The sequence below is a fragment of the Kitasatospora sp. NPDC050543 genome (assembly GCF_044457565.1).
Lineage (GTDB): Bacteria > Actinomycetota > Actinomycetes > Streptomycetales > Streptomycetaceae > Kitasatospora.
Window position 1 is genome coordinate 121,090 of sequence record NZ_JBITGZ010000017.1, and the last position, 24,498, is coordinate 145,587.

21 protein-coding genes and 1 pseudogene are annotated in these 24,498 nt (G+C 73.7%); 18 read left to right on the forward strand and 4 right to left on the reverse strand.

The annotated features are described in order from the left end of the window. The first annotated feature begins 18 nt into the window (after positions 1-18). From ACIBH3_RS21700 to ACIBH3_RS21745, 10 genes are all read left to right on the forward strand, one after another. Complete coding sequence (locus ACIBH3_RS21700) at positions 19-1,059, forward strand: carbon-nitrogen hydrolase family protein (RefSeq protein WP_396313666.1); 1,041 nt, start codon at positions 19-21, stop codon at positions 1,057-1,059. Continuing rightward, positions 1,056-2,177, forward strand: a complete 1,122-nt coding sequence (locus tag ACIBH3_RS21705) for a cupin domain-containing protein (RefSeq protein ID WP_396313667.1) — start codon at positions 1,056-1,058, stop codon at positions 2,175-2,177. The genes ACIBH3_RS21700 and ACIBH3_RS21705 overlap by 4 nt, the downstream gene beginning before the upstream one ends. A gap of 84 nt (positions 2,178-2,261) precedes the next feature. Then, complete coding sequence (locus ACIBH3_RS21710) at positions 2,262-3,221, forward strand: fumarylacetoacetate hydrolase family protein (protein ID WP_396313668.1); 960 nt, start codon at positions 2,262-2,264, stop codon at positions 3,219-3,221. Between the two features lie 152 nt (positions 3,222-3,373). Then, positions 3,374-4,132, forward strand: coding sequence for an Asp/Glu racemase (locus tag ACIBH3_RS21715; RefSeq protein ID WP_396313705.1), 759 nt, complete (start codon positions 3,374-3,376; stop codon positions 4,130-4,132). Positions 4,133-4,272: 140 nt separating this feature from the next. Beyond that, a complete protein-coding gene (locus ACIBH3_RS21720) occupies positions 4,273-5,112 on the forward strand; it encodes a PaaX family transcriptional regulator C-terminal domain-containing protein (RefSeq protein ID WP_396313669.1) in 840 nt (279 codons plus the stop codon). Between the two features lie 76 nt (positions 5,113-5,188). Continuing rightward, positions 5,189-6,850, forward strand: coding sequence for an amidohydrolase (locus ACIBH3_RS21725; protein WP_396313670.1), 1,662 nt, complete (start codon positions 5,189-5,191; stop codon positions 6,848-6,850). Between the two features lie 81 nt (positions 6,851-6,931). Continuing rightward, entirely contained in the window at positions 6,932-7,687 is a 756-nt protein-coding gene (locus ACIBH3_RS21730; RefSeq protein ID WP_396313671.1) for an alpha/beta fold hydrolase, read from the forward strand. Positions 7,688-7,762: 75 nt separating this feature from the next. Beyond that, positions 7,763-7,966 carry an SDR family NAD(P)-dependent oxidoreductase gene (locus ACIBH3_RS21735; RefSeq protein WP_396313672.1) on the forward strand — a complete coding sequence of 68 codons (204 nt, stop codon included), beginning with the start codon at positions 7,763-7,765 and terminating at the stop codon, positions 7,964-7,966. A gap of 141 nt (positions 7,967-8,107) precedes the next feature. Beyond that, on the forward strand, positions 8,108-9,478 hold the full coding sequence (locus ACIBH3_RS21740) for a YhgE/Pip domain-containing protein (RefSeq protein WP_396313673.1): 1,371 nt from the start codon (positions 8,108-8,110) through the stop codon (positions 9,476-9,478). Between the two features lie 186 nt (positions 9,479-9,664). Beyond that, complete coding sequence (locus tag ACIBH3_RS21745) at positions 9,665-11,107, forward strand: amidase (protein WP_396313674.1); 1,443 nt, start codon at positions 9,665-9,667, stop codon at positions 11,105-11,107. A 79-nt stretch (positions 11,108-11,186) separates the two neighbouring features. On the opposite strand, the gene ACIBH3_RS21750 is transcribed toward ACIBH3_RS21745, so the two are convergent. Next, the gene (locus tag ACIBH3_RS21750; RefSeq protein ID WP_396313706.1) at positions 11,187-11,831 is read right to left on the reverse strand and encodes a DUF4360 domain-containing protein; all 645 of its coding nucleotides are present in this window, start codon (positions 11,829-11,831) and stop codon (positions 11,187-11,189) included. A 343-nt stretch (positions 11,832-12,174) separates the two neighbouring features. Here ACIBH3_RS21750 and ACIBH3_RS21755 point away from each other — a divergent pair, with 343 nt between their 5' ends. After that, the gene (locus tag ACIBH3_RS21755) at positions 12,175-12,624 is read left to right on the forward strand and encodes a hypothetical protein (protein WP_396313675.1); all 450 of its coding nucleotides are present in this window, start codon (positions 12,175-12,177) and stop codon (positions 12,622-12,624) included. Positions 12,625-12,927: 303 nt separating this feature from the next. After that, positions 12,928-13,497, forward strand: a complete 570-nt coding sequence (locus tag ACIBH3_RS21760) for a type 1 glutamine amidotransferase domain-containing protein (protein WP_396313676.1) — start codon at positions 12,928-12,930, stop codon at positions 13,495-13,497. Positions 13,498-13,633: 136 nt separating this feature from the next. Here the strand turns inward: ACIBH3_RS21760 and ACIBH3_RS21765 are convergent, their stop codons facing one another. After that, entirely contained in the window at positions 13,634-13,942 is a 309-nt protein-coding gene (locus ACIBH3_RS21765) for a WhiB family transcriptional regulator (protein ID WP_396313677.1), read from the reverse strand. A gap of 461 nt (positions 13,943-14,403) precedes the next feature. Beyond that, on the reverse strand, positions 14,404-15,852 hold the full coding sequence (locus tag ACIBH3_RS21770; protein ID WP_396313678.1) for a hypothetical protein: 1,449 nt from the start codon (positions 15,850-15,852) through the stop codon (positions 14,404-14,406). Between the two features lie 426 nt (positions 15,853-16,278). On the opposite strand from ACIBH3_RS21770, the pseudogene ACIBH3_RS21775 reads away from it, so the two are divergent. The 5 genes and pseudogenes from ACIBH3_RS21775 to ACIBH3_RS21795 all read left to right on the forward strand — a co-directional run. Continuing rightward, positions 16,279-16,995, forward strand: a pseudogene (locus ACIBH3_RS21775) (ABC transporter ATP-binding protein); the annotation flags it as partial. Positions 16,996-17,225: 230 nt separating this feature from the next. Then, complete coding sequence (locus ACIBH3_RS21780) at positions 17,226-18,524, forward strand: FtsX-like permease family protein (RefSeq protein WP_396313679.1); 1,299 nt, start codon at positions 17,226-17,228, stop codon at positions 18,522-18,524. A 197-nt stretch (positions 18,525-18,721) separates the two neighbouring features. Continuing rightward, positions 18,722-20,026, forward strand: coding sequence for a sensor histidine kinase (locus ACIBH3_RS21785; protein WP_396313680.1), 1,305 nt, complete (start codon positions 18,722-18,724; stop codon positions 20,024-20,026). Between the two features lie 160 nt (positions 20,027-20,186). Continuing rightward, positions 20,187-20,846, forward strand: a complete 660-nt coding sequence (locus tag ACIBH3_RS21790; RefSeq protein ID WP_396313681.1) for a response regulator — start codon at positions 20,187-20,189, stop codon at positions 20,844-20,846. A gap of 124 nt (positions 20,847-20,970) precedes the next feature. Then, positions 20,971-21,381: a VOC family protein gene (locus ACIBH3_RS21795; RefSeq protein WP_396313682.1), complete on the forward strand. Its 411-nt coding sequence runs from the start codon at positions 20,971-20,973 to the stop codon at positions 21,379-21,381. Positions 21,382-21,577: 196 nt separating this feature from the next. Here ACIBH3_RS21795 and ACIBH3_RS21800 read toward each other — a convergent pair whose 3' ends face one another. Then, complete coding sequence (locus ACIBH3_RS21800; RefSeq protein WP_396313683.1) at positions 21,578-22,081, reverse strand: hypothetical protein; 504 nt, start codon at positions 22,079-22,081, stop codon at positions 21,578-21,580. Between the two features lie 286 nt (positions 22,082-22,367). On the opposite strand from ACIBH3_RS21800, the gene ligA reads away from it, so the two are divergent. Then, positions 22,368-24,419: an NAD-dependent DNA ligase LigA gene (gene ligA / locus ACIBH3_RS21805; RefSeq protein ID WP_396313707.1), complete on the forward strand. Its 2,052-nt coding sequence runs from the start codon at positions 22,368-22,370 to the stop codon at positions 24,417-24,419. The last annotated feature ends 79 nt before the right edge of the window (positions 24,420-24,498 follow it).

A 24,498-nucleotide genomic window follows, 5' to 3' on the forward strand; every position in this document is an offset into this window, starting at 1 on the left:
CGCAGTTCGGAGGATCTGATGGAGGATCTGCCCCGCTTCACGGCGGCCGCCGTCCAGGCCGCGCCGGTCTACCTCGATCCGGCGGCCACCGTCGACAAGGCCGTGGCGCTGATCCAGGAGGCAGCCGGGCACGGTGCCTCGCTGATCGTCTTCCCCGAGGTGTTCGTCCCCGGCTACCCGTACTGGAACTGGACGATGAACCCCGTCCAGGGCTCGCCCTGGTTCGAGCGGCTCCAGCGCTCCTCCGTCGACGTACCCGGGCCGCACGTCGACACCCTGCGGGCCGCCGCCCGCCGGCACGGCGTCGTCCTGGTGATCGGCGTCAACGAACGCTCACCGCACAGCCTCGGCGTCCTCTACAACACCCTGCTGACCATCGGCTCCGACGGCGAGCTCCTCGGGGTGCACCGCAAGCTGGTGCCGACCTGGGCCGAGAAGCTCACCTGGACCGGCGGTGACGGCAGCTCGCTGAAGGTCCACCGGACCGGGATCGGCCCGCTCGGCGTGCTGGCCTGCGGTGAGAACACCAATACCCTGGCTCGCTTCACCCTGCTCGCCCAGGGCGAACTCGTCCACGCGGCCGCCTACATCGCGCTGCCGGTGGCACCCGAGGACTACGACATGGCGGAGGCCATCGCGCTGCGCACCGCCGCGCACTGCTTCGAGGGCAAGGTCTTCTCCGTCGTGGCCTGCTCGACCATCTCCGCGGAGATCGTGGACGAGATCGCCGGCGCGGACCAGGACGTCCGCAAGATGCTCGCCCGCCCGCGCAGCGCCCTGTCGGGGATCTTCGGACCCGACGGCCGGCCCGTCACCGATCCCCTGATCGACGACGAGGGCATCGTCTACGCGGAGATCGACCTGGCCAGGTGCATCCAGCCCAAGCAGATGCACGACATCGTCGGCCACTACAACCGCTTCGACGTCTTCCGACTGCACGTCGACGACCGCCCGCGCACCCCGCTGGCCCTCAGCAGCGACCGTCCCGGCACCCCGCCCCGCACCCCCGGCCGCCCGGACCAGCCGATCCGTCCCACCCGCACTGAGGAGGAAGCGTGACCACCTTCGACGACACCGCACTCGGCCGGGCCCGGGTGTCCGACACCCCCGAACTGCGCGCCTACTACGGCGAACTCGCCGAACTGGACGCGGGCGCGCTGTGGACGGTCGCCAACGAGATCGAGCCCTGGTACCCGCAGCCCAGGTCCGTCCCGGTGCTGTGGCGCTACGAGGCGCTGCGCCCGCTGGTCCACAAGGCGCTGCCGCTGGTGCAGGCCGACGACGCCGGGCGGCGCGTGGTCATGCTGGTCAACCCCGGCCGCCGGGAGCTCAGCGCGGCGGTCGGCCTGCTCTACACCGGCCTGCAGATCATGGGGCCCGGCGAGTCCATGACCGCCCACCGCCACCAGGCCGCCGCCCTGCGCTTCGTCCACGAGGGCAGCGGCGCCTGGACCATCGTGGACGGCCAGAAGCTCAAGGTCGAGCCGCGGGACTTCGCCATCACCCCGAACGGCACCTGGCACGAGCACGGCAACGAGTCCGACCAGGCGCCCGTCATCTGGCAGGACGGCCTGGACATCCCGCTGGTCAACGCCCTGGACGCCGGCTTCTACGAGGTCCACCCCGACCTCTACCAGACGCCCGGAAAGGTCATCAACTCCTCCGTCCTCAGCTACGGCACCAATCTGCTGCCGTACGGCATGGAGAAGTGGACCCGCCCGTACTCACCCGTCTTCGGCTACCCGTGGGAGCCCACCTACCAGGCCCTGCTCGACCTGGCCAAGGCCGAGGACGGCTCCCCCTACGACGGCGTGATCATGGAGTACGCCAACCCGCTCACCGGCGGATCGGTGATGCCGACCATGGGCGCCCACATCCAGCTGCTGCGCCCCGGCCAGGCCACCCTGGCCCACCGCCACACCGGCTCGGTGGTCTACACGGCGGCCAAGGGGCACGGGGTGTCGGTGATCGCCGGGCAGCGCTTCGAGTGGCAGCAGGGCGACATCTTCTGCGTCCCGTCCTGGGCCTGGCACGAGCACGCGAACCTGGACACCTCCGAGGACGCCTGCCTCTTCTCCTTCAACGACTTCCCCGTGATGCGCTCCCTCGGCTTCCTGCGCGAGGAGGCCTACACCGACAACGGCGGCCGACAGCCGGTCCGCCCGGACGGCGCCTGACCGCCTCGCGCCGCCGCCGTACCGTCCCGCCGTCCGCCCGCCGTACCGTCCCGCCGCCCTACCGCCAACGCAAGGAGCCCACCGATGCGACTGGTCACCTACAGCCCGAAGTCCCCGGCGCACCAGGCGCCGCCGAGCTCACCCCACGCCCCGGGCGGCACCGGCCCCGCGCCCCGGCTGGGCGTCGAGCTCGGCGACCGGGTCGTCGACCTCGCCGCCGTCGCCGCCGCCGCCGGCGCCGAGCTGCCGGGCGATCTGCTCGGCTTCGTCCGGGCCGGGCAGCCGGCCCTGGACGCCGCCCGGGCACTGCTCCTGGAGGGCGAGCCGCAGACCTGGCCGGCCGGCGCCGTGCACGCCTTCCACGACGTCACCCTGCACGCCCCGTTGCGCCCCGGCAAGATCATCGGGGTGGGCCTGAACTACGTCGAGCACGTCGCCGAGTCCCACCGGACCCTGGACACCGCCCGCGAACTGCCGGACCGCCCGGTGCTGTTCTCCAAGCCCGCCACCGCCGTGACCGGCCCCGGACAGCCCATCCTGCACAACGGCGACCTCACCTCCCAGCTCGACTGGGAGTGCGAACTGGCCGTCGTCATCGGCCGGACGGCCTTCCGGGTGCGGGAGGAGGACGCCTGGGACCACATCTTCGGCTACAGCATCATCAACGACATCAGCGCCCGCGACCAGCGCCGCTCCGGCCAGTGGTTCTTCTCCAAGGGCCAGGACTCCTACGCCCCCTTCGGGCCCGCCGTGGTCACCGCCGACGAGCTGGCCGACCCGCTGGACCTCAAGCTCTCGCTCCAGGTCAACGGCGTGACCAAGCAGGACTCCAGCACCCGTCACATGCTGTTCCGGATCCCGCGGCTGATCGCCGACATCAGCTCCGGGGTCACCCTGGAGCCGGGCGACGTGATCGCCACCGGATCGCCCTCCGGTGTCGGCGCAGGCTTCGTACCCCCGCAGTTCCTCCGGCCGGGCGACCTGGTCGAGGCGACCATCGAGGGCATCGGCACCCTCGCCAACCCGGTCGTCGACGCCCGCTGAATCCGCCGGGCGATCCACCCCCCCGCCGCCGTCCCGCACCCCGGTACCCACACCTGCCCCCGTGCCCCCGCCGTCCCGCGACCCGAGGAGCCCCCGCCGTGTCCCCGCGCACCTACCGGATCGGCCAGATCGTCCCCAGTTCGAACGTCACCATGGAGAGCGAGGTGCCCGCCATCCTGCGCGCCCGCGAGGGCGTCGCGCCGGAGCGGTTCACCTTCCACTCCAGCCGGATGCGGATGACCCACGTCACCCCCGAGCAGCTCAAGGCGATGGACGCCGACTCCGACCGCTGCGCCGTCGAGCTCTCCGACGCGCACGTGGACGTCCTCGGCTACGCCTGCCTGGTGGCCATCATGAGCATGGGAGCCGGCTATCACCGGCTCTCCCAGCAGCGCCTGCACACCCGCACCGCCGAGAACGGCGCCCCCGCCCCCGTCGTCACCAGCGCCGGCGCCCTGGTCAACGGCCTGCACACGATCGGCGCCAGGAAGGTCGCACTGATCGCCCCGTACCTGCGCCCGCTGACCCGCACCGTGGCCGACTACCTCGCCCACGAGGGCATCGAGGTCCTGGACTACGAGGCACTGGAGATCCCCGGCAACCTCGACGTCGCGGCCCACGACCCCGGGCGGCTGCCGGCCATCGCCGAGCGCCTCGACCACGCGGACGCCGACGCCGTCGTGCTCTCGGCCTGCGTGCAGATGCCCTCCCTGGCGGCCATCGAGGAGGCCGAACAACGGCTCGGCAAGCCCGTGGTCTCCGCCGCCGTCTGTACCGTGCACCAGATGCTGCGCGCCCTGGACCTGCCCGCCGTCGCCCCCGGCGCCGGGCACCTGCTCTCCGGCAGGTACGCCGACGCCCCGCTGCGCACGGACACCCACCCCGCCCCTGCCCGACCCGCCCGCACCTGACCCTGCCTGCCTGCCTGCCTGCCTGCCTGCCTGACCGGCCGCGACGCCCGTGTCCCCGCTCCCGACCCCGCCCGCGCACACTCCGGACGCCGAAACCCGGCTGGGTATGATCACCTGCAAACTCACGGAGGAAGGCGAGCATGTCGGAGACCGCGACCCGGCCCAGTTCCCTGATCAGCACGATCTACGGGGAGTTCGTGCGGCGGCTGGGCGGCTGGATCTCCATCGCCGACCTGATCGCCCTGATGGCGGAACTCGACGTCGACGGGCCCGCGGTACGCTCCGCGATCTCCCGCCTGAAGAAGGGCGGCACCCTCGTCCAGGAGCGCCGGGCCGGCACCGGGTACCGGCTCAGCCCCGCCATGGCGCCGGTCTTCGACGAGGGCGACCGCCGGATCTTCGGCAGCCTGGAGCCCGCGGCGCTGGCCGACGGCTGGGTCATGGCCATCTTCTCCGTCCCCGAGTCCGAACGCGCCCACCGCCACCAGCTGCGCTCCCGGCTGACCTGGCTCGGCTTCGGCAACGCCTCCCCGGGCGTCTGGCTCGCCCCCGCCCGCCTGCTGCCGGACGCCCGCCGGATGCTGGAACGGCTCGGCCTGAGCGAGTACGTCCATCTCTTCACCTCCGACTACGCCGGCTTCGCGGAGCTGAGGGAGGCCGTCAGCACCTGGTGGGACTTTCCCACGATCGAAGCCCAGTACGCGGCCTTCACCGACACCTACCAGCCGGTCGCCGAGGAGCTGCGCCATTACCCGCGCCCGGACGAGGTCGAGGCGTTCCGCGACTACGTGCCGATGCTCAACGACTGGCGCCGGCTGCCCTACCTGGACCCCGGCCTGCCGGTGGAGCTGCTGCCCGCCGACTGGAACGCGGTCGAGGCCCGGCGGGTCTTCGTCGAGCTCCACGACCTGCTGGCGGAGCCCAGCCTGCGGCACGTGGTCGAGGTGACCGGCCTGGCGCCGCTGCCCACCCCACCCTGACGGACCCGGCCCCGCGGCGGGCCCCGCGTCGATCGGCGGCCGGCGTCCCCCACCGGTCCCAGCACGAGGAGAACGTATGACCCAGCCCCCCGCCGCCGACCTGGTCATCCGGGCCGCGGCCGTGCACACGCTCGTCCCGGGCGAGGAGACCCAGCGGGCCGTCGCCGTCACGGGGGAGCGCATCACGGCGCTCTCGCCCGACCCGAAGGGCCTGGACCACCTGGTCACCGCCGCCACCCGGGTCGTCGACGCCCCCGGATCGACCGTGCTGCCGGCCTTCGACGACACCCACACCCACCTGATCCTCGCGGCGCACAGCGTCTTCGACGTACCCGTCCACCGGGCCCGCACCATCGCGCAGTTCCAGGACCTGATCCGCGAGCGCGCCGCGACCACCCCGCCCGGCCAGTGGATCCGCACCACCATCAACTGGCAGGAGCTCAACCTCGCCGAGGGCCGGATGCCCACCGCCGCCGAACTGGACGAGGCCACCTCCGAGCACCCCGTGCTGGTCAAGCGCGGCGCCTACAACGGCATGCTCAACTCCTACGCGATCCGGCTGGCCGGCTTCACCGCCCGGACCCCGCAGCCGCCCGGCGGCGAGATCCAGCACGACGAGCGGGGCCGGCCGACCGGACGGCTGATCGGCTCCGCGACGGCCCTGGCCGAGCGGCTGCTGCCGCGCCCGGACCTCGCCTCCCGGATCGAGGGCCTGCGGGCCGCCTCGCACGACTACGCCGCCACGGGCATCGGCACCGTCCGCGACTGCCTGGTCCCCGTCGAGGATCTGGCGGTGCTCGGCGCGGCCCGCGAGCGCGGCGCGCTGGGCGTGCGGATCCGCGCGCTCGTCTCCGGCTTCGCCGCCCGCTCGGCCGCCGACGTCGACGACCTGCTGGACCTGATGGAACCCTGGCAGGGCGTCGAGGACGACTGGCTCAGGGTCTGGGGTGTGAAGTTCGCCGTCGACGGCGGCATCGAGGCCGGCGCCCTGGAGGAGCCGTACGTCGGCCGGCCCTGCTACCACGGCACCCTGCTGTGGGAGCCCGAGGTGCTGGTGGAGGCCGTCGACCGGGTGGTCCGGCGCGGCTGGCGGGCCGGCGTGCACGCCTGGGGCGACCGCGCCCTGCGCATCCTGCTGGACGTGTACGAGAGCGTGCTCGCCAGGCACCCAGGACTCCCGCAGGGCACCCTGGTGATCGAGCACGGCGGTCTGGCCACGCCCGCCCAGCGCGCCCGCGCGGTACGTCTGGGCATCCCCGTGACGGTCCAGCACCCACTGCTGCACGACGCCGCCGTACCGCAGATCCAGGCCTGGGGCGAGCAGCGGGTCAGCGCCATCTTCCCGCTGCGGGAGTGGCTGGACGAGGGCGCCCTGCTGGCGGCCGGCTCGGACCACCCGGTCGGGCCGTACGGCGCGATGACCTCCGTCTGGGGAATGACGACCCGTCGCACGAGGGCCGGGGTCCAGGGGCCCGAGCACGCCATCGACCGCGCGGAGGCGGTCGGGCTGCACACCACCGAGGCCGTCCGGCTGCTCGGGGAGGGCGACCGGCGCGGCACCCTCGCGCCCGGATTGCTCGCCGATCTGACGCTGTGGCCCGAGGACCCGTTCGACTGCGCCGAGCGGACCCTCGCCGCGATGCTCCCCGAACTCACCCTCGTAGGCGGCACGGTCGTGCACGATCAGGCCGCCCCGCCAGCCACCGGGGGGAGGGACGCCGGGGCAGGCGCGGAGTAGGAGGACTGCGCCGCCCGCGGAGGATTGTCCGCCCACGCCCGGTGGGAAGGCTCACCCCACATCACGTCCAGGGAGTGAACCATGACAGTCAGTCACCGCACCATCGGCACCGGCGCGCACAAGGTCATCGTGCTGCACGACTGGTTCGGCACCACCGCCGGCTGGGGCCCGTTCCTCGACTACCTGGACGGCGAGGCGTTCGGCTACGCCCTGCTGGACTATCGCGGCTACGGTCAACGAGCAGAAGTGCCGGGGGAGTTCACGCTGTCCGAGATCGCCAGGGACACCCTCGACCTGGCCGACCGGCTGGGCTGGCGGACCTTCTCGCTGGTCGGCCACTCGATGGGCGGCAAGGCGGCGCAGCGCGTGCTGGCCGAGGCACCGGAGCGGGTGCGCAAGCTCGTCGGCGTCGCACCGGTGCCCGCCTGCGGGTATCCCCTGGACGGTGACGCGTACGAGCTGTTCCACGGCGCCGCGCGGCGCCCGGCCAACCGCCGGGCCATCCTCGACCTGGTCACCGGTCGCCGGGCCAACCCCCGCTGGCTCGACCAGATGACCGCCCGGTCGGTCGCCGACTCCCGTCCGGAGGCCGTCGCCGCCTACCTGGACGACTGGACCACGCTCGACTTCGCGGCCAAGATCAGCGGCAGCCGGCTCCCGGTCAAGGTCTTCGTCGGCGAGCACGACCTCGCCCTCTCAGCCGAGGCGATGCGCGGCACCTGGCTCACCCACTACCCGGAGGCCGAGCTGGAGGTGCTGCCCAACTCCGGGCACTACCCGATGTACGAGGTCCCGGTGGCCTTCGCGACCGCCCTGGAGGCCTTCCTGCGGGCCTGAGCGGCCCCTGCGCTACGGTGAAATTCTCGGGGCGGCGGTGGCCGGGCGCCGGGAACGGCCAGGAACGGGGGCATCGTGTCGGAGCGGCTCGCGGTGGTGTCCGGCGGCGGGACGGGGATCGGCCGGGCGATCGCACACGCCTTCGCCGCCGACGGCCACCGCGTGGTCGTCCTCGGCCGGCGCGCGGAGGTGCTGGAGCAGGCCCGCGCCTCCCCGGCCGCCGGATACCTCACCGGGCAGGTGATCGGCCTCAACGGCGGCGCGGTGCTGGGCCGTTAGCCGCCCGGTCGGCAACCGCGCCGGTCGGCGCCCCGCCGGGGGCGGAATCGGATGGCGGGCCGGCGGGCGAGGCGCTGATGCGGGATGTCCGGATTCGGATACTTTGCTGTCCACGCGGCAAGCGCCAGCCCCGGGAGAGCCATGTCCTCGAAGCACCCCGCACCCCAGGCCCAGGTGACCGCAGGACAGGTGCTGCGCAACCCGCGGATCTGGGTGTTCCCGACCGTCCTGGTCGGCCTGCTCGCACTGCTGCTGTCGCTGATCTACATGGGCGGCGTCCTCGACCCCAGGGGTCACCTGCACCGGATGCCGATCGGGCTGGTCAACGCCGACCAGGGCGCGGTGGTGGCCGGGCAACAGACCAACCTGGGCGCCCGCGTCACCGCCGGCATCGCGGCCGCACCCGACCCCGAGGAGCAGATCTCCTGGCGGCAGCTGGACCAGGCCGGTGCCATGCAGGGGCTGGCCTCGGGCAAGCTGTGCGCCGTGCTGGAGGTCCGGCCCGACTTCACGGCGGCGGTCGCCCAGCTCGGCGCCACCACCGGCCTGCCCGAGGCGCCGCAGCCACGGATGACGGTGTTCACCAACCCGGGCGCGGGCAGCCTGGCCTCCTCACTGGCCACCTCGATCGCCCAGCAGGCGGCCCACCAGGCCTCGCTCGAACTCGGCCGCACGCTGCTCGCACAGCTGCCGCAGCAGGGTGCCCAGGCCACCAACGCCGAGCGGATCCAGCTGGCCGACCCGGCGACGATCGACTCCGCGGTCGGCCACCCGATCGGCTCGCACAGCGGACTGGGGCTGACCGCCTTCTACTACACGCTGCTGCTGGTCCTGTCGGGCTTCCTGGGCGCCAACATCATCGCCAACGGCGTGGACGTCTCGCTGGGCTACGCGGCGAGCGAGCTCGGCCCGTGGCGCACCCAGCTGCCGACCGTACCGATCACCCGGACCCGGACGCTCATGATCACCTGCACCATGTCGGTCGTGCTCTCGCTGCTGACGTCCAGTCTGGTCATGCTCGCCTGCGTCACGATCCTCGGCATGGACGCCTCCCACCTCCCGCTGCTGTGGGTCTTCTCGGTCTGCGCCAGCGCCGCGGTCGGGCTCGGCGTCCAGGCCCTGCTGGCGGCCTTCGGCGGGATCGGGCAGCTGATCAGCATGTTCGTCTTCATCGCGCTGTCGCTGCCGTCCTCGGGTGCGACCATCCCGCTCCAGGCGCTGCCGGGCTTCTACCGCTGGCTGTCCGAGTTCGAGCCGATGCGCCAGCTCACGGACGGCGTCCGCGCGATCCTCTACTTCGACGCGCAGGGCGAGGCCGGCCTCACCCGCGCCTGGATCATGATCGCGATCGGTGTGGTGGCCGCCCTGGCCTTCGGGTTCGCGATGACGACGTATTACGACCGCAAGGGCCTGCACCGGATCGTCCCCGAACACCACCGGGAGGAGAAGCCGGAGCCGGGTCCGGGGCCGGGTCCCGGGGCTGGGCCGGAGCCGGGCCCGAGTCCCGCCTGACACCGTGCGTCTGACGGTGCGTGGCTGACCCCGCCTGCCGGATCCCGCGTTGCGGGACCTGCGTGCCCGACCGCCTCGCGGGGGCACTCTTGTCGGTCCGCGCGCCGCTGGCTATCTTGACGGCCTGATCCGACCAGGGCCCGCAGCCGCGGTGCGCCGGCGGCGGCGCAGGCGGGGGAGCGGACGATGACGGGCTGGACCGGACGTACGGCCACGGAGATCGCCGCAGCCGTCGGCGTCAGGCAGGTGGCGCCCCGTGAGGTGGTGGCCGAGCACCTGGCCCTGATCGAGCGGCTGGATCCGCACGTCGGCGCCTTCCGCAAGGTGCTGGCCGAGCGCGCGCTCCACGACGCGGACGCCCTCGCCGGGCGCGCCGACCTCGCCGCGCTTCCCCTGGCCGGTGTCCCCGTTGCCATCAAGGACAACCTCCCGGTCGAGGGCGAGGCCACCCGGCACGGTTCGGCTGCCACCCCGGACACCCCGGCCACCGCCGACCACGAGACCGTTCGCCGGCTGCGGGCGGCCGGCGCGGTGGTGATCGGCCTGACAGCCGTTCCCGAACTTTGTATCTTCGGCACCACGGACAGCGTGTTCGGCACCACCCGCAGCCCCTGGGACCTCTCCCGCAGCTCCGGCGGTTCCTCCGGTGGGAGTGCCGCAGCCGTGGCGGCGGGCATGGTGCCGATCGCCCTGGGCAACGACGGGATGGGCTCGATCCGGATTCCGTCCGCCAGCTGCGGCGTCCTCGGACTCAAGCCCGGGGCGGGCGTGGTCCCCGCAGACCTCGGGGTCGACGGCTGGTCGCAGATGGCGGAGAACGGTCCGATCGCCACCTGCGCCGCCGACGCCGGCCTGATGCTCCGGGTGCTCGCCGGCGACGGCGGCGGCCTCGATGCCGGCGCTGGGCTGACCTCCCTCCCCGCCGACGGTGCGGCCGACGCCGTGCCACTGCGGATCGCGCTGTCCGCCCGGTGCCCCGGCCCGGGCATCCCGGTCGACCCCGCGCACACCGCCGCCGTCCGCGACACCGGCCGCCACCTCGCGGCCGCCGGTCACCGGGTCGGCCGGGCCGAGGCGCCGTACCCGCTCTGGCTGGGCGCGGCAGCGGTGGCCCGCTGGCTCGCCGGCACAGCCGCCGAGGCGGCCCGGCTGGACCCCGCGCTGCTCGCTGCGCGCACCCGCCGGCACGCCGCGCTCGGCCGGGCCGTCACCCGGGCCGGCCTCGTCCGGCCCGGTCAACGCACCCGGTGGCAGGAGCGGTTGGAACACTTCTTCACCGAGCACGACGTGCTGGTCACGCCGACGCTCGCCCGGCCCGCGCCGCCCGCGGAGCGCTGGCACACCAGGGGCTGGGCGGCGAATGTCCTCTCCAACATCCGCTACGCCCCCTTCAGTCACCCCTGGAACCTGGCCCGCTGGCCGGCCCTCGCGCTGCCGGTACCCGTCGCGCTGATACCGGTCGCGCCGGCGGCCGGTGGTTCGGTGGCCAGCGCTCCGGGCGCCGCCGGGCGCCTGCCGTTGTCCGTGCAGTTGGTCGCGCCACCCGGGGGCGAGCTGCGTCTGCTCGCGCTGGCTGCGGAGCTGGAACGCCGGCGCCCGTGGCCGCGTACGGCTCCTGAGGCGGGCTGAACGCCACGTACGGTTGGGCCCCTTCGCGCCGGCCGAACGCCGCGAGGGTGTGGCTGCGACGTTCGGCCGGCCGCGCCGATCAGGGGCAGTGCTTCCACGCGAGGTGGTAGGTGGTGTTGATGTCGCCGTCCGTCGAGTCCATCGTCATGAAGCTGTTCGTCTTGGTCGGGTCGGAGGTGCCGGAGTTCACCCGCAGTTCGGTGTTGATGTTGAAGTTCCGCAGCTCGCCGCACGGTGCGTACACCAGGGCGGCGATCTCGACCGCATCGGTCGCCTGCCAGCTGTCGTCGACCGGGCCGCGGAACTGGTGACTCTGCGACGCGGTCTGCGGCGAGCCCTGGAAGTAGTAGTTCGCCCGCTGGGTGCCGGTGGCCCCCTTCTCCAGGTGCGCGAACCCGCGGTAGTCGGCGGAGGCGATCGCGTAGGTGAAGCCCTGCGGCACGTGCACGTTCAGGTTGAGCTGGCAGTTCTTGCGGAAGTCGGTCGGCTTGGAGCCCAGGCCGACCTGGGCGAGGTAGTTGCTGTACGTCACCGTGAAGGCCGTGTTGTCCGGGGAGACGGCGACTGCGGCCGTCCCGGCCGGGCAGCCCGAGCCGTTGACCGTCGCCACATTGATGACGATCTTGTCCGGCGGAGGTGTGCTCCAGCCGGAGCTGGAGACCGGCGAGCCGAGCAGTGACGCCGCGACACCGGCGGCACCGGTGAGAGCCAACGCACGGAGCATCATGGGCTGTTCCTTCCGTCGTCCATGGACCTCGGGCCGCTCGTGCCGACCTGAGGCGGCTTGGAGCGGCGCGATTTGACGGGTACATGGCAACACAGTCCGTCATCCGCGTACAGGGTCCGTGCCGGGCGACCAGGCGCAACCGCGCGTGCGCGCGCCCCCTTGGCGCCTCGATGCATCCAGGCGTGCGCGGGATCGGTTGCTGCGGCGGCTTGGCGGCTCGGCGGTGAGCCGGGTGAGCCGGGTGAGCGGGGTGGGTCGAGTGGACCGGGTGGGGCCGGTGGGTCAAACCGTAGATACCGGGCATACGCGCCGCGAGGACCTCCCGGAAGGAGAGAAGAGGATGTTGCTCCTCGGACTGCTGCTGCTCGCGGCCGCCGGCACGTTCACCGGCCTGCTGATCGCCGAGAACCTGGACGGCGGCCCCAGTTACACCGTCACGATGTTCGGCAACGACGTCGCCACCATGAACAGCCTCGCGATCTTCCTCGCGGGCATCGCGCTGACCCTCGTCTTCGCCCTGGGCTGCCTGCTGGTCTTCGCCGGCCGTCGCTCGGCCCGCCGCCGGGCGATGGAGCTGATGGCCGCCCGCCCGCAGGTCGACCGGGCGCCGGCCGTCCAGCCCCGCACGAGCGCGGTGACCGCCCCCGTGGACACCGACCCTGTGGCGCCGGCTCCGACGGGTGGCTCCGGGTCGCCGACGGCTCCGCCGTCCTCGGCCGGGGAGCCGGCCCGGGCCGCCCGGCCCCGCTCCACGGGCCGGCACCGCTTCGTCCACCGCATGGGCCACTGACCTCGGGGAGTCCGCGGGCAGCGGATCGGCGGCTCGCGCGATCGCTCGCGGGAGGGTGGGCACGCGCCCGGTACGTTCATCCGCCGAACCGGCGCGGCCGTCGCGGGCCCCGGCGTACCAGAACAGGGGCACCGACATCCCTGCCTGATCCCGACCGCGTCGCACCTCCCCGACCCGTTGTCCCCGGCCCTGTTGGCCGAGACCGGACGACGGCTCTGCCCGACCGCAGCCGACCCTGGCGGCTCGGGCGGGGCCGGTAGCGGCGGCAGCGGGCGGGCAGAAGCTCAGACGGAGGTGGTCGGGATGACCGACCTGAACGAACGGACCGTGGCCTTCCTGGTCGCACCGGCCGGTGCGGAGCAGCGGGAACTGACCTCTACCTGGGAGGCCGTGACCGAGGCCGGGGCCACCGCCCGGCTGGTGTCGACCAGGCCGGGCCGGGTCCAGGCCTTCAAGCACCTCGATCGCGCGGACACCTTCCCGGTGGACGCGGTCGTCGCCGAGGTCTCCGCCGACGACTTCGACGCTCTCGTCCTGCCGGGCGGTGTGGCCGGTCCCGACTTCCTGCGGACGGATCCTCTCGCCGTGGACTTCGTGGCGGGCTTCTTCCGCTCGGCCAAACCGGTTGCCGCGATCTGTCACGCCCCGTGGACGCTCATCGAGGCGGGTGCGGTCGAGGGCCGGACACTCACCTCATGGCCGAGCCTGCGCACGGACCTGACCAACGCCGGTGCGCGCTGGGTGGACGAGGAGGTGCACGTCTGCACGGACGGGCCGAACGTGCTCGTCTCCAGCCGCAAGCCGGCCGACCTGCCGGCCTTCAACCGGACCCTGATCGCGCAGCTCCGGTCGGTCCGGCCGACTCGGGCCTAGCTTCGCGTTCGGGCTCGGCTTGCGGGCTGCGCCTCACGCGCAGCGGCGTCCGGCCTGTGTCGGCGTGCGCGGGCGTGCGTGCCGTCGCGAGTACACGCGAGTAGACGAATAGAGGCGAGTGCGCGCCGGGCGGCCGTCAGGCAGCCGCGTGATGGGGGTGTCGCTCGTTGTGCACCGGGCCGAGCAGGGCGCGGCGTTCGTCCTCGCTCAGGCCGCCCCACACGCCGTACGGCTCGCGGGTCCGCAGCGCGTGACGCAGGCACTCCTCGCGGACCGGGCAGCCTCGGCAGACCTCTTTCGCCGCCATCTCACGTTCGTCGTGCGCCCGGCCGCGCTCGCCCGCGGGATGGAAGAACAGGCCGCTGTCCAGCCCTCGGCAGGCCGCGTGCAGCTGCCACTCCCAGTAGTGGTCGAAGGCACCGGGCAGGCGTGAGATCTTGGTCATCTGGACTCCCTGGTGATCATCTGATGATGGTGTGGTGTCGTCTCGTCCTCAGGCGTCGTACGCTCCCGGGCGCGCCGACGAGCCGCCGACCGGGCCACCGGCGGGCGGCGGCGTATCGGTTGGCGGGTCGGGGCAGGGGCGGCACTCGGGTCGGGGGTTCTGGGCTCGGCTCAGGGATTCATGGGCTCGGGTTCGGGGTCCGGTGCACGGCACAGTGGCGCGTCGGCCCGGTGGGCTCGCCCGTCGTCGTCACCGTGGTGCGCGTGAGCTCCATGGTTACCTCCTCGCCCCGGCGCCTGCCCGGCCGGGCGCGACCCATGCGCGATCCGGCGGCCTGGTTCGGAAGCGGGTTCGATCGGGGTCGGCGCGGGCCGGAGCGGCGTCGTCCGCCCGCCCTGTGACCGTGCCGGTGCCCAGGCCGCCGATCCCCCTCCGTGCGCGCGCCCGCGCGGGCAGGGTGCTCAGCGGAGCAGGACGGTGTTGGCGACCGCTCCCTTCCGGCTGTTGATCACCTTGGCGCCGGACGGATGCTCCGGCCCGAAGTGGCGCACCAGCGAGCCGCAGATCCGCCCGTCGACGAGGAACGGCGCCAGCACGAACGGCAGCCGTACCTCGCAGCGCCGGCCGGACTCCGGGGCCAGGAACGGCATCGCCACCGTGTCGCCCTCCACCCGGCGCTGCACCACCAGGCTCCGGCGCGCGGCGCGCTCGGTGAGCAGCCTGCGCCAGCGCCGCCCGTCCACGTCCGAGCCGAACACCACCCCGCTGCCGTTCGCCCCGATCGCGGGTTTGAGCACCAGGTCCCGGCGTTCGTCCAGCGCGCGCTCCATGAACCGCTCGCGCTGCGCGGCGCCCTGATGCGCGGCCGTCCAGCCGGTCCACGGCACATGGGCCTCGACGGTCGCCCGGTCCGCGGGGGCCAGCAGGTCCAGGTCCTCGTGCAGCCAGGCCAGTGCCTGCTTGCTGCTCAGCAGCCGCATCGCCTCGGGGAAGAACAGCTGTACGGTGCCGGCGGCGAGCGCGGTGGCGATTGCTGCCAGCCCGCCGCCGTCGTGGACGACCCGGGAGCTGATGAACCAGTTGAGGACGAGATCGATCCGCGACTCCCCGGCGTACAGGTTCCCGGCCGCATCGGTACGCAGCCGGCTGAGGTCCGCCACCACCGCGTCGAGCCCCGACTCCGCGGCCGCGTCCACGGTCGGCTGGAGGTAGGCGCGCAGTGCGCGCCGGCTGCTGAGCCGCGCGGCCGGCCCGCTGCGGCTGCGCCAGGTCGGCACCAGCACACACGGCCGCCGGCCGGCCCCGGCCCCGGCCGCCTCGGCGAGCAGCGCCGACCGCGCCCGGTGCGTGTGCGGGGGCGCGGCCAGCAGCCCGTCCGGGCACAGCCGCGCGTACGCCTGGGCCATGCGGTCCAGCGCCGGCATGCCGTAGAGCGTGATGGCGATGTTGAGCTCCATGAACTGCGGCACGCCGCCGCTCAGCAGCACGTCGGGGCGGGCGATGCGCAGCAGCGGGGTCTCGGCCAGCGGCCGGGCGGGCTCCAGCAGCCGGTGCGGGCGAGGGTCGCGCAGCGCGGCCTGCAACTCGCCGACGGTCGTGGCGCGCCGTCGGCACGCGTCCACCGTCAGCCGTAGCAGCTGCTGTGCGACGAGCCCGAACGCGTCGTACTCGGCGCGGTCCAGGACGAGCGGGCGCATCGGCTGCCAGGGCCGGCCGCGCTGCCAGCCGTCCGACGCTCCGTACGGCCAGCGACCCGCGCCGGTCCGGCGCGCGAGGAAGGCGGTGCGCTCTTGTTGCGGCAACTGCTCCCAGCGGTCGTGCAGGACGACGCGCGGCGGCGGGGCGATGGCCGGGGAGGGCCGCGGTGCCGTGGGCGGTCCCGGTGCCGCCGGCGGTCCCGGCGTCAGCACGGTCCGGCTCCGCGGGTGTCGGACGCGCGCGGTGCGTCGGGGAAGGGCCGCCCCGGGAGTGCGCCCGGGGGCCGCAGGACCGCAGGGTGTTGCGGTCGGGTCCGGCGCCGGGTAGGCCGGGTCCTGCTGCGGGTACAACGGCCGGGGGTGCTCCCGGGCGGGGGTTCGGACACCATGTCCTGTCCAACGACCGAGCCGCCGAACCGTTAGCCCCGGGCATGTGGGACGAACGGGGCATACCCGGGACACCCGGGGCATACCCGGGGCGGGCGCGAGCGGGAGACGAATCGTTCCGCCGGCGCGAACTGTTCGGGATTTCCGAACCCCGAAGTCGGGTGGCTGCCCCAGTGCGCCGCTGACCTGTGGTTCCGTAGCGTCTGGGGTACCGCCGGTGACAGATGCCGGCCCAGCCGAAAGAGGCCCCCGATGCCCACCACCGGAGTTCACCGGAGCACCGTGCCCGATGCGCTGCGGCTGAGCTCGCTCACCCGCAGCTACGGCCGCGGGGCCGGTGCCGTCCACGCACTGCGTGGGATCGACGTGACCTTGCCGCGCGGCAGCTTCACCGCCCTGATGGGCCCCTCGGGGTCGGGCAAGAGCACCTTCCTGCAGTGCGCCGCCGGGCTGGACCGGCCCACCTCGGGGTCGGTCCAGCTCGGCGGGCAGGAGCTCGCCAGGATGCGGGAGCGAGCCCTGACCAGGCTGCGCAGGGCCAGGATCGGCTTCGTCTTCCAGTCGTTCAACCTGCTGCCCACGCTGACGGTCGAGCAGAACGTCCTGCTGCCGCTGCGCCTGGACGGCCGACGGGCCGACCGTCGGCGGGCGGCCCGGGCACTGGCCGAGGTTGGGCTCGCCGACCGCGCGCGGCACCGGCCGGGCCAGCTCTCCGGCGGTCAGCAGCAGCGCGTTGCGATCGCCCGCGCCCTGATCACCGAGCCCGAGGTGATCTTCGCGGACGAGCCCACCGGGGCGCTGGACACCGTGACGGCCACCGAGATCCTCGGCCTGCTGCGGCGATCGGTCGACGCACTCGGCGCGACGGTGGTGATGGTGACGCACGACCCGGCGGCCGCCGCGTGGGCGGACCGGGTGCTGCTGCTCGACCACGGCAGGATCGCCGACGACCTGCGGCCCGGGGACTCGGCACCAGACGTCATCCACCCCGGCCCGGACCTCGGGACCGGTCCTCACCTCGCTCTTCACTCCGCCCCCGAGTTCGGCTGCGACCCGGACACCGGCCTTGACCCTGCCACTGACTCCGACGCCGGGTGCGGGGAGCGGCGGCGGGAGGCGGCCGCCCGGCGGATCGCCGCGCGGATGCGCGCGCTCGGCGCAGCCGGCCGTACGGCCACCGAACCGCAGGGGGTGGCGGCATGACCACCGGCCTCGCCCGTACCTCCCTGCGCGCCCGCCCGGCGGCCGCCGCCGGCGTGTTCTCAGCGCTGGTCCTCTCCGCAACGGTGATCACCGCCTCGGTGGCCGTCCTGGTCTCAGCCTCCGGCGCGCCCGCCTCCGAGCAGCGCGAGGAGCTGAGCCTGATGGGCGTCGCGTTCACGCTGGTGACGATCTACCTCTCGATCTTCGTGATCGCCCAGGTGACGTCACTCGCGGTCTCCCAACGCCGGCGTGAGACGGCGCTGCTGCGCGCGATCGGCGCCGGTCCGTGGCAGGTGCGGCGGATGGTCGCGGTCGAGGCGCTGCTCACGGCCGTGGCCGCACTGCCGGTGGGGTACGGCCTGGGTGTGCTGCTGGCCCGGTGGTGGTTCGGCTCGATGACGGAGCAGGGGCTGGTGCCGCCCGGAGTCCGGCTGACGGTCGGTTGGCCCCCGGCCCTGGCCGCAGCCGCCGTCCTGCTGGTGACCTCGCTGCTCGGCGGGTTGCTGGCCGCCTGGCGCTCCGCCCGCTCCCGCCCCGCGGCCGCACTGGGGGAGGCCGCGGTGCCCGGCAGCGGCGTCACCGTCCTGCGGGTACTGCTGGCGCTGGGCGTCCTCGCGGGGGCGGTGGTACTGCGCCGGGCCATCACCTCCGGGCCGGCCGACCGGGTGGCCGAGCGGATCCCGCTGCTCCTGCTCGCCCACCTGGTGGCGATCGGGCTGGCCGGGCCGCTGCTGGGCCGGCTCGCCTCCGCGCTGGCCGGCGTCCCGTTCAGGCTCTTCGGGGCGTTGGGCGAGCTCGCGGTGGCCAACAGCCGAGCCAGGTCCCGGCGGCTCTCGGCGGCGATCACTCCGGTTACGCTGGTCGTCGCCTTCGCGTTGGCCAAGCTCAGCGCGCTGGCGGGCCGGGCCGAACCGTCCTGGATCGACCTGTTCGGTACCGCGCTGTACGCGGGGTTCGCCGCCCTGGTCGCCGCCAACACCCTGGTGATGCTGATGCTGGAGAGGCGCCGCGAGGTCGCGCTGCTGCGGTTGGTGGGAGCCTGCTCTGGCCAGCTGATCCGGATGTTGCTGCTCGAAGGAGTGATCGTGTCCGCTGCCGCGCTGGGGCTCGGCGCGCTCGTCGCCGGTGCGTCGGTCGCCCCGATGGCCCGACTCGGCGGCCTGGGCCCGGCGGATCTGCCCGCTGACGTCTGGGCCGGCATCGCGGGTGCGGTGGTACTGCTGGTCATGCTCTCCTCGACGGTGCCACTGGTGCGTCTGCTGACGGTGCGTCCGGCTCCCGCGGTGGCGGCGTGATCCCGCGTCAGGCCGAAGCTGAGGCAGAAGCTGAGGTGCCGGCGGGGACAGCGGCGGGGACAGTGACCCGAGGCGGAAGAGGCGACGGTGTGAAACAGGACCAGCTGGCAGGCCTCAGCGGCCATGGTGGCCAGGCGGCCCCCGGGCAGCCGGGCGGGCCGAGCGGTTCCGAAGCGGAGTCGACGAGGCTCCGACCGGTGGGCCGCGGCCTGCGCCTGCTCGGCGTCCCGGTGACGGGCGCCGACTGGCGGGAGCTCGCGTATGCCGTCGTCATGCCACTGCCCGGCGTGCTCGGCGCGCTCCTCATGTACCCCATGCTCGTCCTGGGCCTGCTGCTGGCCATCACCCATCTGGGTATCCCGCTGCTCGCCGGAGCGCTCACGCTCGCCCGCCGGATCGGCGACGTGCACCGATGGCTGCTGCGCGTCCTGCTGCGCGAGTCCATCGAGGCCCCCGTCAAGTCGCTGCCGAGCGGACCGAGCGCGCTCCGCGCGGCCGCCATGGGCGGCATCGGGTGGCGCGCGGCCACCTTCGCCCTGCTCGCCGCGCCGCTGAGCGTCCTGGCCCTGCTGCTGACGGTCGGGCTCAGGCTCTACGGACTGGCCGCCGTCCTCTACCCACTGTGGTGGCGCGTGGCCCGTGCCGACGGACATCGCGGGCTGAGCATCGGCACGCTGGCGCTGGACACCTGGCCGCGGATCCTGCTGGTCACCCTCGCCGGCCTGCTGGTCACCGCCCTGTCGGCGTGGTCCGCCAGCCTGATGCGGAGCCTGGTCCGCTTCACCGCGCGCGGCCTGCTCGGTGCCCGTCGCCGCTCCGCGTTCCTCCAGGAGCGGGTCAGGGACTTGGAGGAGACCAGGGCACTGGCCGTCCAGGACTCGGCGATGACACTGCGCCGGATCGAGCGGGACCTGCACGACGGCGCCCAGGCGCAACTGATCGCCCTCGTCATGGCCCTGTCCTCCGCCCGCAGCAAGCTGGCACCGAGCGGCCCGGACAACGCGGTGGCACCACCGGATCTCGAACGCGGGCGCGAGCTGGTCGAGCAGGCGCTCGGCAACGCCCACATCGCCATCACCGAGCTGCGCGACCTGGTGCGCGGCATCCACCCACCCGTCCTGGACACCGGCCTGGACGCGGCCCTGGAGTCGCTCGCCTGCCGCACCGGCGTCCCGGTCCGCCTGCGGGTCGACGTCCCCGCCCGCCTGCCCGAGTCCGTCGAGACCATCGCCTACTTCTGCGCCTCGGAGCTGCTCAGCAACGCCGCCCGGCACTCTGGGGCCGCCCTGGTCGAGCTGGAGGCCACCCACCGGGGCGACGCCCTGATCCTGCGGGTCCAGGACGACGGCCGCGGCGGAGCGGTCATGGTGCCCGGCGCCGCCGGCGCAGGCGGCAGCGGTCTGGCGGGCCTGGCCGAACGGGTGCGGACGGTGGACGGCAGGCTGCTGATCCGAAGTCCCGAAGGGGGCCCTACGACCGTTACCGTGGAGCTGCCCACGTGACCAGGCGTCACGCCCCCTGTCCACCCGGGGCAGCGGGGAGGCGGAGCGTGGGCCGAACACCGGCGGACAGTCCCCGGCGGAACGCTCCCGGGAGCACCAGGACGACGAAGCCGCCAGAACCACGAGACCAGTAGGACCACGAGAGCACCGGGAACACCAGATGCGCATTGTCATCGCCGAGGACGCGGCCGTACTGCGGCACGGCATGGTCCAACTGCTGACCGACCGCGACCTGGAGGTGGCCGCCGCGGTCGCCGATGCCGGGGCCCTGAACACCGCCGTGGCAGAACACAAGCCCGACCTGGTCATCGCCGATATCCGGATGCCGCCCGGTCACACCGACGAGGGGCTGCGCGCGGCCATCGCGCTGCGGCTGGAGCACCCGCGCCTCGGCGTACTCCTCTTCTCCCAGTACATCGAGACCCGCTACACCTCCCGGCTCCTCGCCACCGGCGCCGCCGGGATCGGCTACCTGCTCAAGGAGCGGGTCGCCGACGTGGACGAGTTCGTCGAGGCGGTCCACCGGGTGGCGGCGGGCGGCACGGCCCTCGACCCCGAGGTGGTCCGCCAGCTGATGAGCACCCGTCAGCAGAGCAACGGCCTGGACGCGCTGAGCCCCCGGGAGCGCCAGGTGCTGGTGCTGATGGCCCAGGGCCTGACCAACTCGGCGGTCGCCCGGTCGATGACGATCACTCAGCGAGCCGTCGAGAAGCACGTCGCGGGCATCTTCGCCAAGCTGGACCTGCCCCGAACGGACAGCGAGCACCGAAGGGTCCTCGCGGTCCTGCGCTACCTGGGGGCAACGCCGGTCCGGTTCTGACCGCACCCCCTTGGCCAGGGCTGCTCCGCAGCGCGGGACCAGGACGCCCGACGTAGGACCATGGGCCGATCCCAGGGCGCCCGCACCTCGATACCTTGGAGCCTCCAGAGGAAAGGATCATCCCGTGCCGGCCAACGCCACGTCCCATGTCCGCATCGCCCGCCCGACCCGCGATCTGGCGGCCGCCGATCGCTTCTGGACCGGTGGCCTCGGTCTGGACGTGCTCTACCGCCACGAGGGGAGCGGCAGCACCGGCGACCACTCCCTGCTGATGGCGGGCTGGCCCGACGCCGCATGGCACCTGGAGCTGGTCGACGACCCCGCCCAGGCCGCCGAATCCCGCCCGGGGGTCGAGGACCTTCTGGTGATCTACCTCGGCGAGCCGGTCCCGGCCGAGCTGGTCGAGCGGCTGGAGCAGCACGGCGGCGTCCGCGTGCCGGCCCACAACCCGTACTGGGACGAGTTCGGGGTCACCGTGCAGGACCCGGACGGCTACCGTCTGGTGCTCAGCTCCCGCGGCTGGTCCAACTCCTGAGAGCCCACCCCGTCCTCCCCACGGATTCTTGATCGGCCGGGTAAGCCCGCGCCGGGGCTCCGTCCCCGGCATCCGGCATCCGGCAGCGCGGCGGCTGCCGGGGAGCAGTCGAGCCTCGACCGGCGATGCGGCCGAGCGGCCGGGCTCGGGGGAGTGGTCACCCCGGCCCGGCCGCTGTCGCGCAGGCCGCTTGCGCTCAGGAGCAGACGACCTCGTTGCCGGGCACGCCGTAGATCCCGGAGTCGGAGGCCGCGCCGGACTGGAACTCGTAGTAGAGGTAGGAGTAGAAGTCGATCCGCGCGCCGCAGGCGGAGTCCGCCGCGATGTCGTAGGTGAGCGTCACGGTGGTGCTGGCGCCGGCCGCGACCGGCACGCTCTGGTGGACGAGTCCACTGGTGAGGCCGGTGTCGCAGGCGGTGACGCTGCCGCCGCAGGAGCTGAAGGCGTACTTCAGGCCGGTGACCTGAGTGGTGGGGTACGTCGGCTGGATGGACTGGTAGACGAACCGCACCTCGCTGTCGTGCACATTGGTGAAGGTCAGGGTCAGGGTGACCGAGGAGCCCGGGGTCGCGGTCGGCTTGTCGGTACTGACCGTCAGCACCGGGGTGTCGGCGTGTGCCGGCGTACCCAGGGCGAACAGGCCGAGGACGAGAGCCATGATCACGGACAGTCCGAAACGCTTCATGTGTGGTGTGCGCATGACAGGAGCGTAGGTCGCGGGGCGCCCGATGGGCCGGGCTCTCCGCCCGGAGACGTACCGGCATATGACAGGCGGTCGGACGCCAGGGGCCATTGCGCCCGATCAGAGGCCCGCCGCCGGGCCCGGACACTCTAGGGTGCGCGCCCGGCCCGGCCGGCCCCGTCCCCGCCCAGCCCGGCCCCCTCCCCGCCGCCCAGCTCCGCCTCCGCCCCTGCGGCTCCTCATCGCCCGGACCTCTCCCACCGCGTCCCGGTCGTCCCGCCGATTGTCAGTGCTGTTCGAGATGATGTTCGACATGAAGGACGCAGCCGTTCCGGCCTCCCCCACCGCCTACGCCGATGCCGTGGCCGCCGCCGTCGAGGCGGCCGCCGCCTACTACGCCGACGGCTCCACCCCGCTGGGCGACGACGAGTACGACGCCCTGCTCCGCTCGATCGCCGCGTACGAGAGCGAGCACCCCGAGCAGCTGCTGCCGCAGTCGCCCACCGGCAAGGTGGCCGGTGGCGCGGCCGGCGGGGATGTCCCGCACAGCGTGCCGATGCTGAGCCTGGACAACGTGTTCACGCCCGAGGAGCTGATCCTCTGGGCCGCCGGCCTGGAGCGGCGGCTCTCCCGTCCGGTGGCCGGGTGGTGCGTCGAGCCCAAGCTGGACGGCCTGGCGGTCGCCGCCCGCTACCGCGCGGGTCGGCTGGTCCGGTTGATCACCCGGGGCGACGGCCTCGCGGGCGAGGACATCTCGCACGCCGCCGACGCGATCCTCGGCCTGCCCGAGACCCTGGGCGAGCCGTTGGACGTCGAGCTGCGCGGCGAGGTCCTGCTCACCCAGGAGCAGTTCGAGCACGCCAACGCCGTCCGCATCGCGCACGCGGCGACCCCCTTCGCCAACCCGCGCAACGGCGCGGCGGGCACCCTGCGGGCCAAGGACCGGCCGTACCGGATCGAGCTGACGTTCTTCGCCTACTCGGCTCTCGGCCTGCCCGACCTCGCCCACAGCGAGCTCCTCGCCCGCCTCGCCGGCCTCGGTGCCAACACCGCCGCCAGCACGGCGGCCCGGCCGCGTCGCTGCGAGAGCGTGGCGCAGGTGCAGGACCTGGTCGAGGAGATCGCGGCGCTGCGTGCCGAGCTGCCGTTCGGTATCGACGGAATCGTGGTGAAGGCCGACGCGGCCGCCGATCAGGAGCAGGCCGGCTCCGGCTCGCGCGCGCCGCGCTGGGCGATCGCCTACAAGCTCCCGGCCGTGCACAAGGTCACCCGGCTGCTCGGCGTGGAGTGGAACGTCGGCCGCACCGGCGTCATCGCGCCCCGCGCGGTGCTGGAGCCGGTCGAGGTCGACGGCGTCACGATCACGTACGCCACCCTCCACAATCCCGCCGACATCACCCGGCGCGGGCTGCTGATCGGTGACCAGGTCTTCGTCCACCGCGCCGGGGACGTGATCCCCCGGGTCGAGGCCCCGCTGGTCGAGCAGCGCACCGGTGCCGAGCAGCCGATCGAGTTCCCGAGCGCGTGTCCCCGCTGCGGCGACGACATCGACACCTCGCAGCAGCGCTGGCGATGCGTACGGGGCCGCGGCTGCCAGGCCGTCGCCTCCATCCGGTACGCCGCGGGGCGCGACCAGCTGGACATCGAGGGCCTCGGCGGTACCCGGGCAGTGCACCTGGTGGACGCCGGACTGGTCGCGGACCTGGCGGACCTGTTCACCCTGACCAAGGAGCAGCTGCTGGGGCTGGACCGGATGGGGGAGACCAGCGCCGACAACCTGTTGGCGGCGATCGAGACGGCGAAGGCCCAGCCGCTGCACCGGGTGTTCTGCGCGCTCGGCGTACGCGGCACCGGCCGTTCGATGTCCCGCCGGATCGCCGCCCACTTCGGCTCCATGGCCGCGATCCGTGCGGCCGACGCCCAGGCGCTGGCGGAGGTCGAGGGCATCGGCCCGGAGAAGGCGGCGGTGGTCGTCGGCGAGCTGGCCGAGCTGGCGGCCGTCCTCGAGCGGCTCGCGGCGCTCGGCGTGGGCACCGCCGAGACCACGCCGCAGCGACCGCAGGCAGCCGGGGCGGCGGGGGAGGCGGGGGCCGACCCGGCCGCCGGGGTGCTGGCCGGCCAGGCCGTGGTGGTCACGGGCACCATGACCGGCCCGCTCGCGGCGCTCTCGCGCACCGAGATGAACGAGCTGATCGAGCGCGCCGGCGGCAAGGCCTCCTCCAGCGTCTCCAAGCGCACGACCCTCCTGGTCGCGGGGGAGAAGGCGGGCTCCAAGCGTGCCAAGGCCGAGGAGCTCGGCGTCAGGGTGCTGTCCCCGGAGGACTTCGCCCTCCTGGTCGCCGAACTCCTCGGTTGAGCCTCGGCCGGGCCGCACACCGTGAAGATCAGGCAGCTCAGGTCCGGCCGGTGAGTTCGCCGCCCGGACCTCGGCGCCC

Bases quoted from the DNA above. Each gene is read 5' to 3' on its own strand.
- ACIBH3_RS21700 (WP_396313666.1), top strand. From the start codon at position 19: ATGGAGGATCTGCCCCGCTTCACGGCGGCCGCCGTCCAGGCCGCGCCG.
- ACIBH3_RS21710 (WP_396313668.1), top strand. From the start codon at position 2,262: ATGCGACTGGTCACCTACAGCCCGAAGTCCCCGGCGCACCAGGCGCCG.
- ACIBH3_RS21715 (WP_396313705.1), top strand. From the start codon at position 3,374: ATGGAGAGCGAGGTGCCCGCCATCCTGCGCGCCCGCGAGGGCGTCGCG.
- ACIBH3_RS21720 (WP_396313669.1), top strand. From the start codon at position 4,273: ATGTCGGAGACCGCGACCCGGCCCAGTTCCCTGATCAGCACGATCTAC.
- ACIBH3_RS21725 (WP_396313670.1), top strand. From the start codon at position 5,189: ATGACCCAGCCCCCCGCCGCCGACCTGGTCATCCGGGCCGCGGCCGTG.
- ACIBH3_RS21730 (WP_396313671.1), top strand. From the start codon at position 6,932: ATGACAGTCAGTCACCGCACCATCGGCACCGGCGCGCACAAGGTCATC.
- ACIBH3_RS21740 (WP_396313673.1), top strand. From the start codon at position 8,108: ATGTCCTCGAAGCACCCCGCACCCCAGGCCCAGGTGACCGCAGGACAG.
- ACIBH3_RS21745 (WP_396313674.1), top strand. From the start codon at position 9,665: ATGACGGGCTGGACCGGACGTACGGCCACGGAGATCGCCGCAGCCGTC.
- ACIBH3_RS21750 (WP_396313706.1), bottom strand. From the start codon at position 11,831: ATGCTCCGTGCGTTGGCTCTCACCGGTGCCGCCGGTGTCGCGGCGTCA.
- ACIBH3_RS21755 (WP_396313675.1), top strand. From the start codon at position 12,175: ATGTTGCTCCTCGGACTGCTGCTGCTCGCGGCCGCCGGCACGTTCACC.
- ACIBH3_RS21760 (WP_396313676.1), top strand. From the start codon at position 12,928: ATGACCGACCTGAACGAACGGACCGTGGCCTTCCTGGTCGCACCGGCC.
- ACIBH3_RS21765 (WP_396313677.1), bottom strand. From the start codon at position 13,942: ATGACCAAGATCTCACGCCTGCCCGGTGCCTTCGACCACTACTGGGAG.
- ACIBH3_RS21780 (WP_396313679.1), top strand. From the start codon at position 17,226: ATGACCACCGGCCTCGCCCGTACCTCCCTGCGCGCCCGCCCGGCGGCC.
- ACIBH3_RS21790 (WP_396313681.1), top strand. From the start codon at position 20,187: ATGCGCATTGTCATCGCCGAGGACGCGGCCGTACTGCGGCACGGCATG.
- ACIBH3_RS21800 (WP_396313683.1), bottom strand. From the start codon at position 22,081: ATGCGCACACCACACATGAAGCGTTTCGGACTGTCCGTGATCATGGCT.
- ligA (WP_396313707.1), top strand. From the start codon at position 22,368: ATGTTCGACATGAAGGACGCAGCCGTTCCGGCCTCCCCCACCGCCTAC.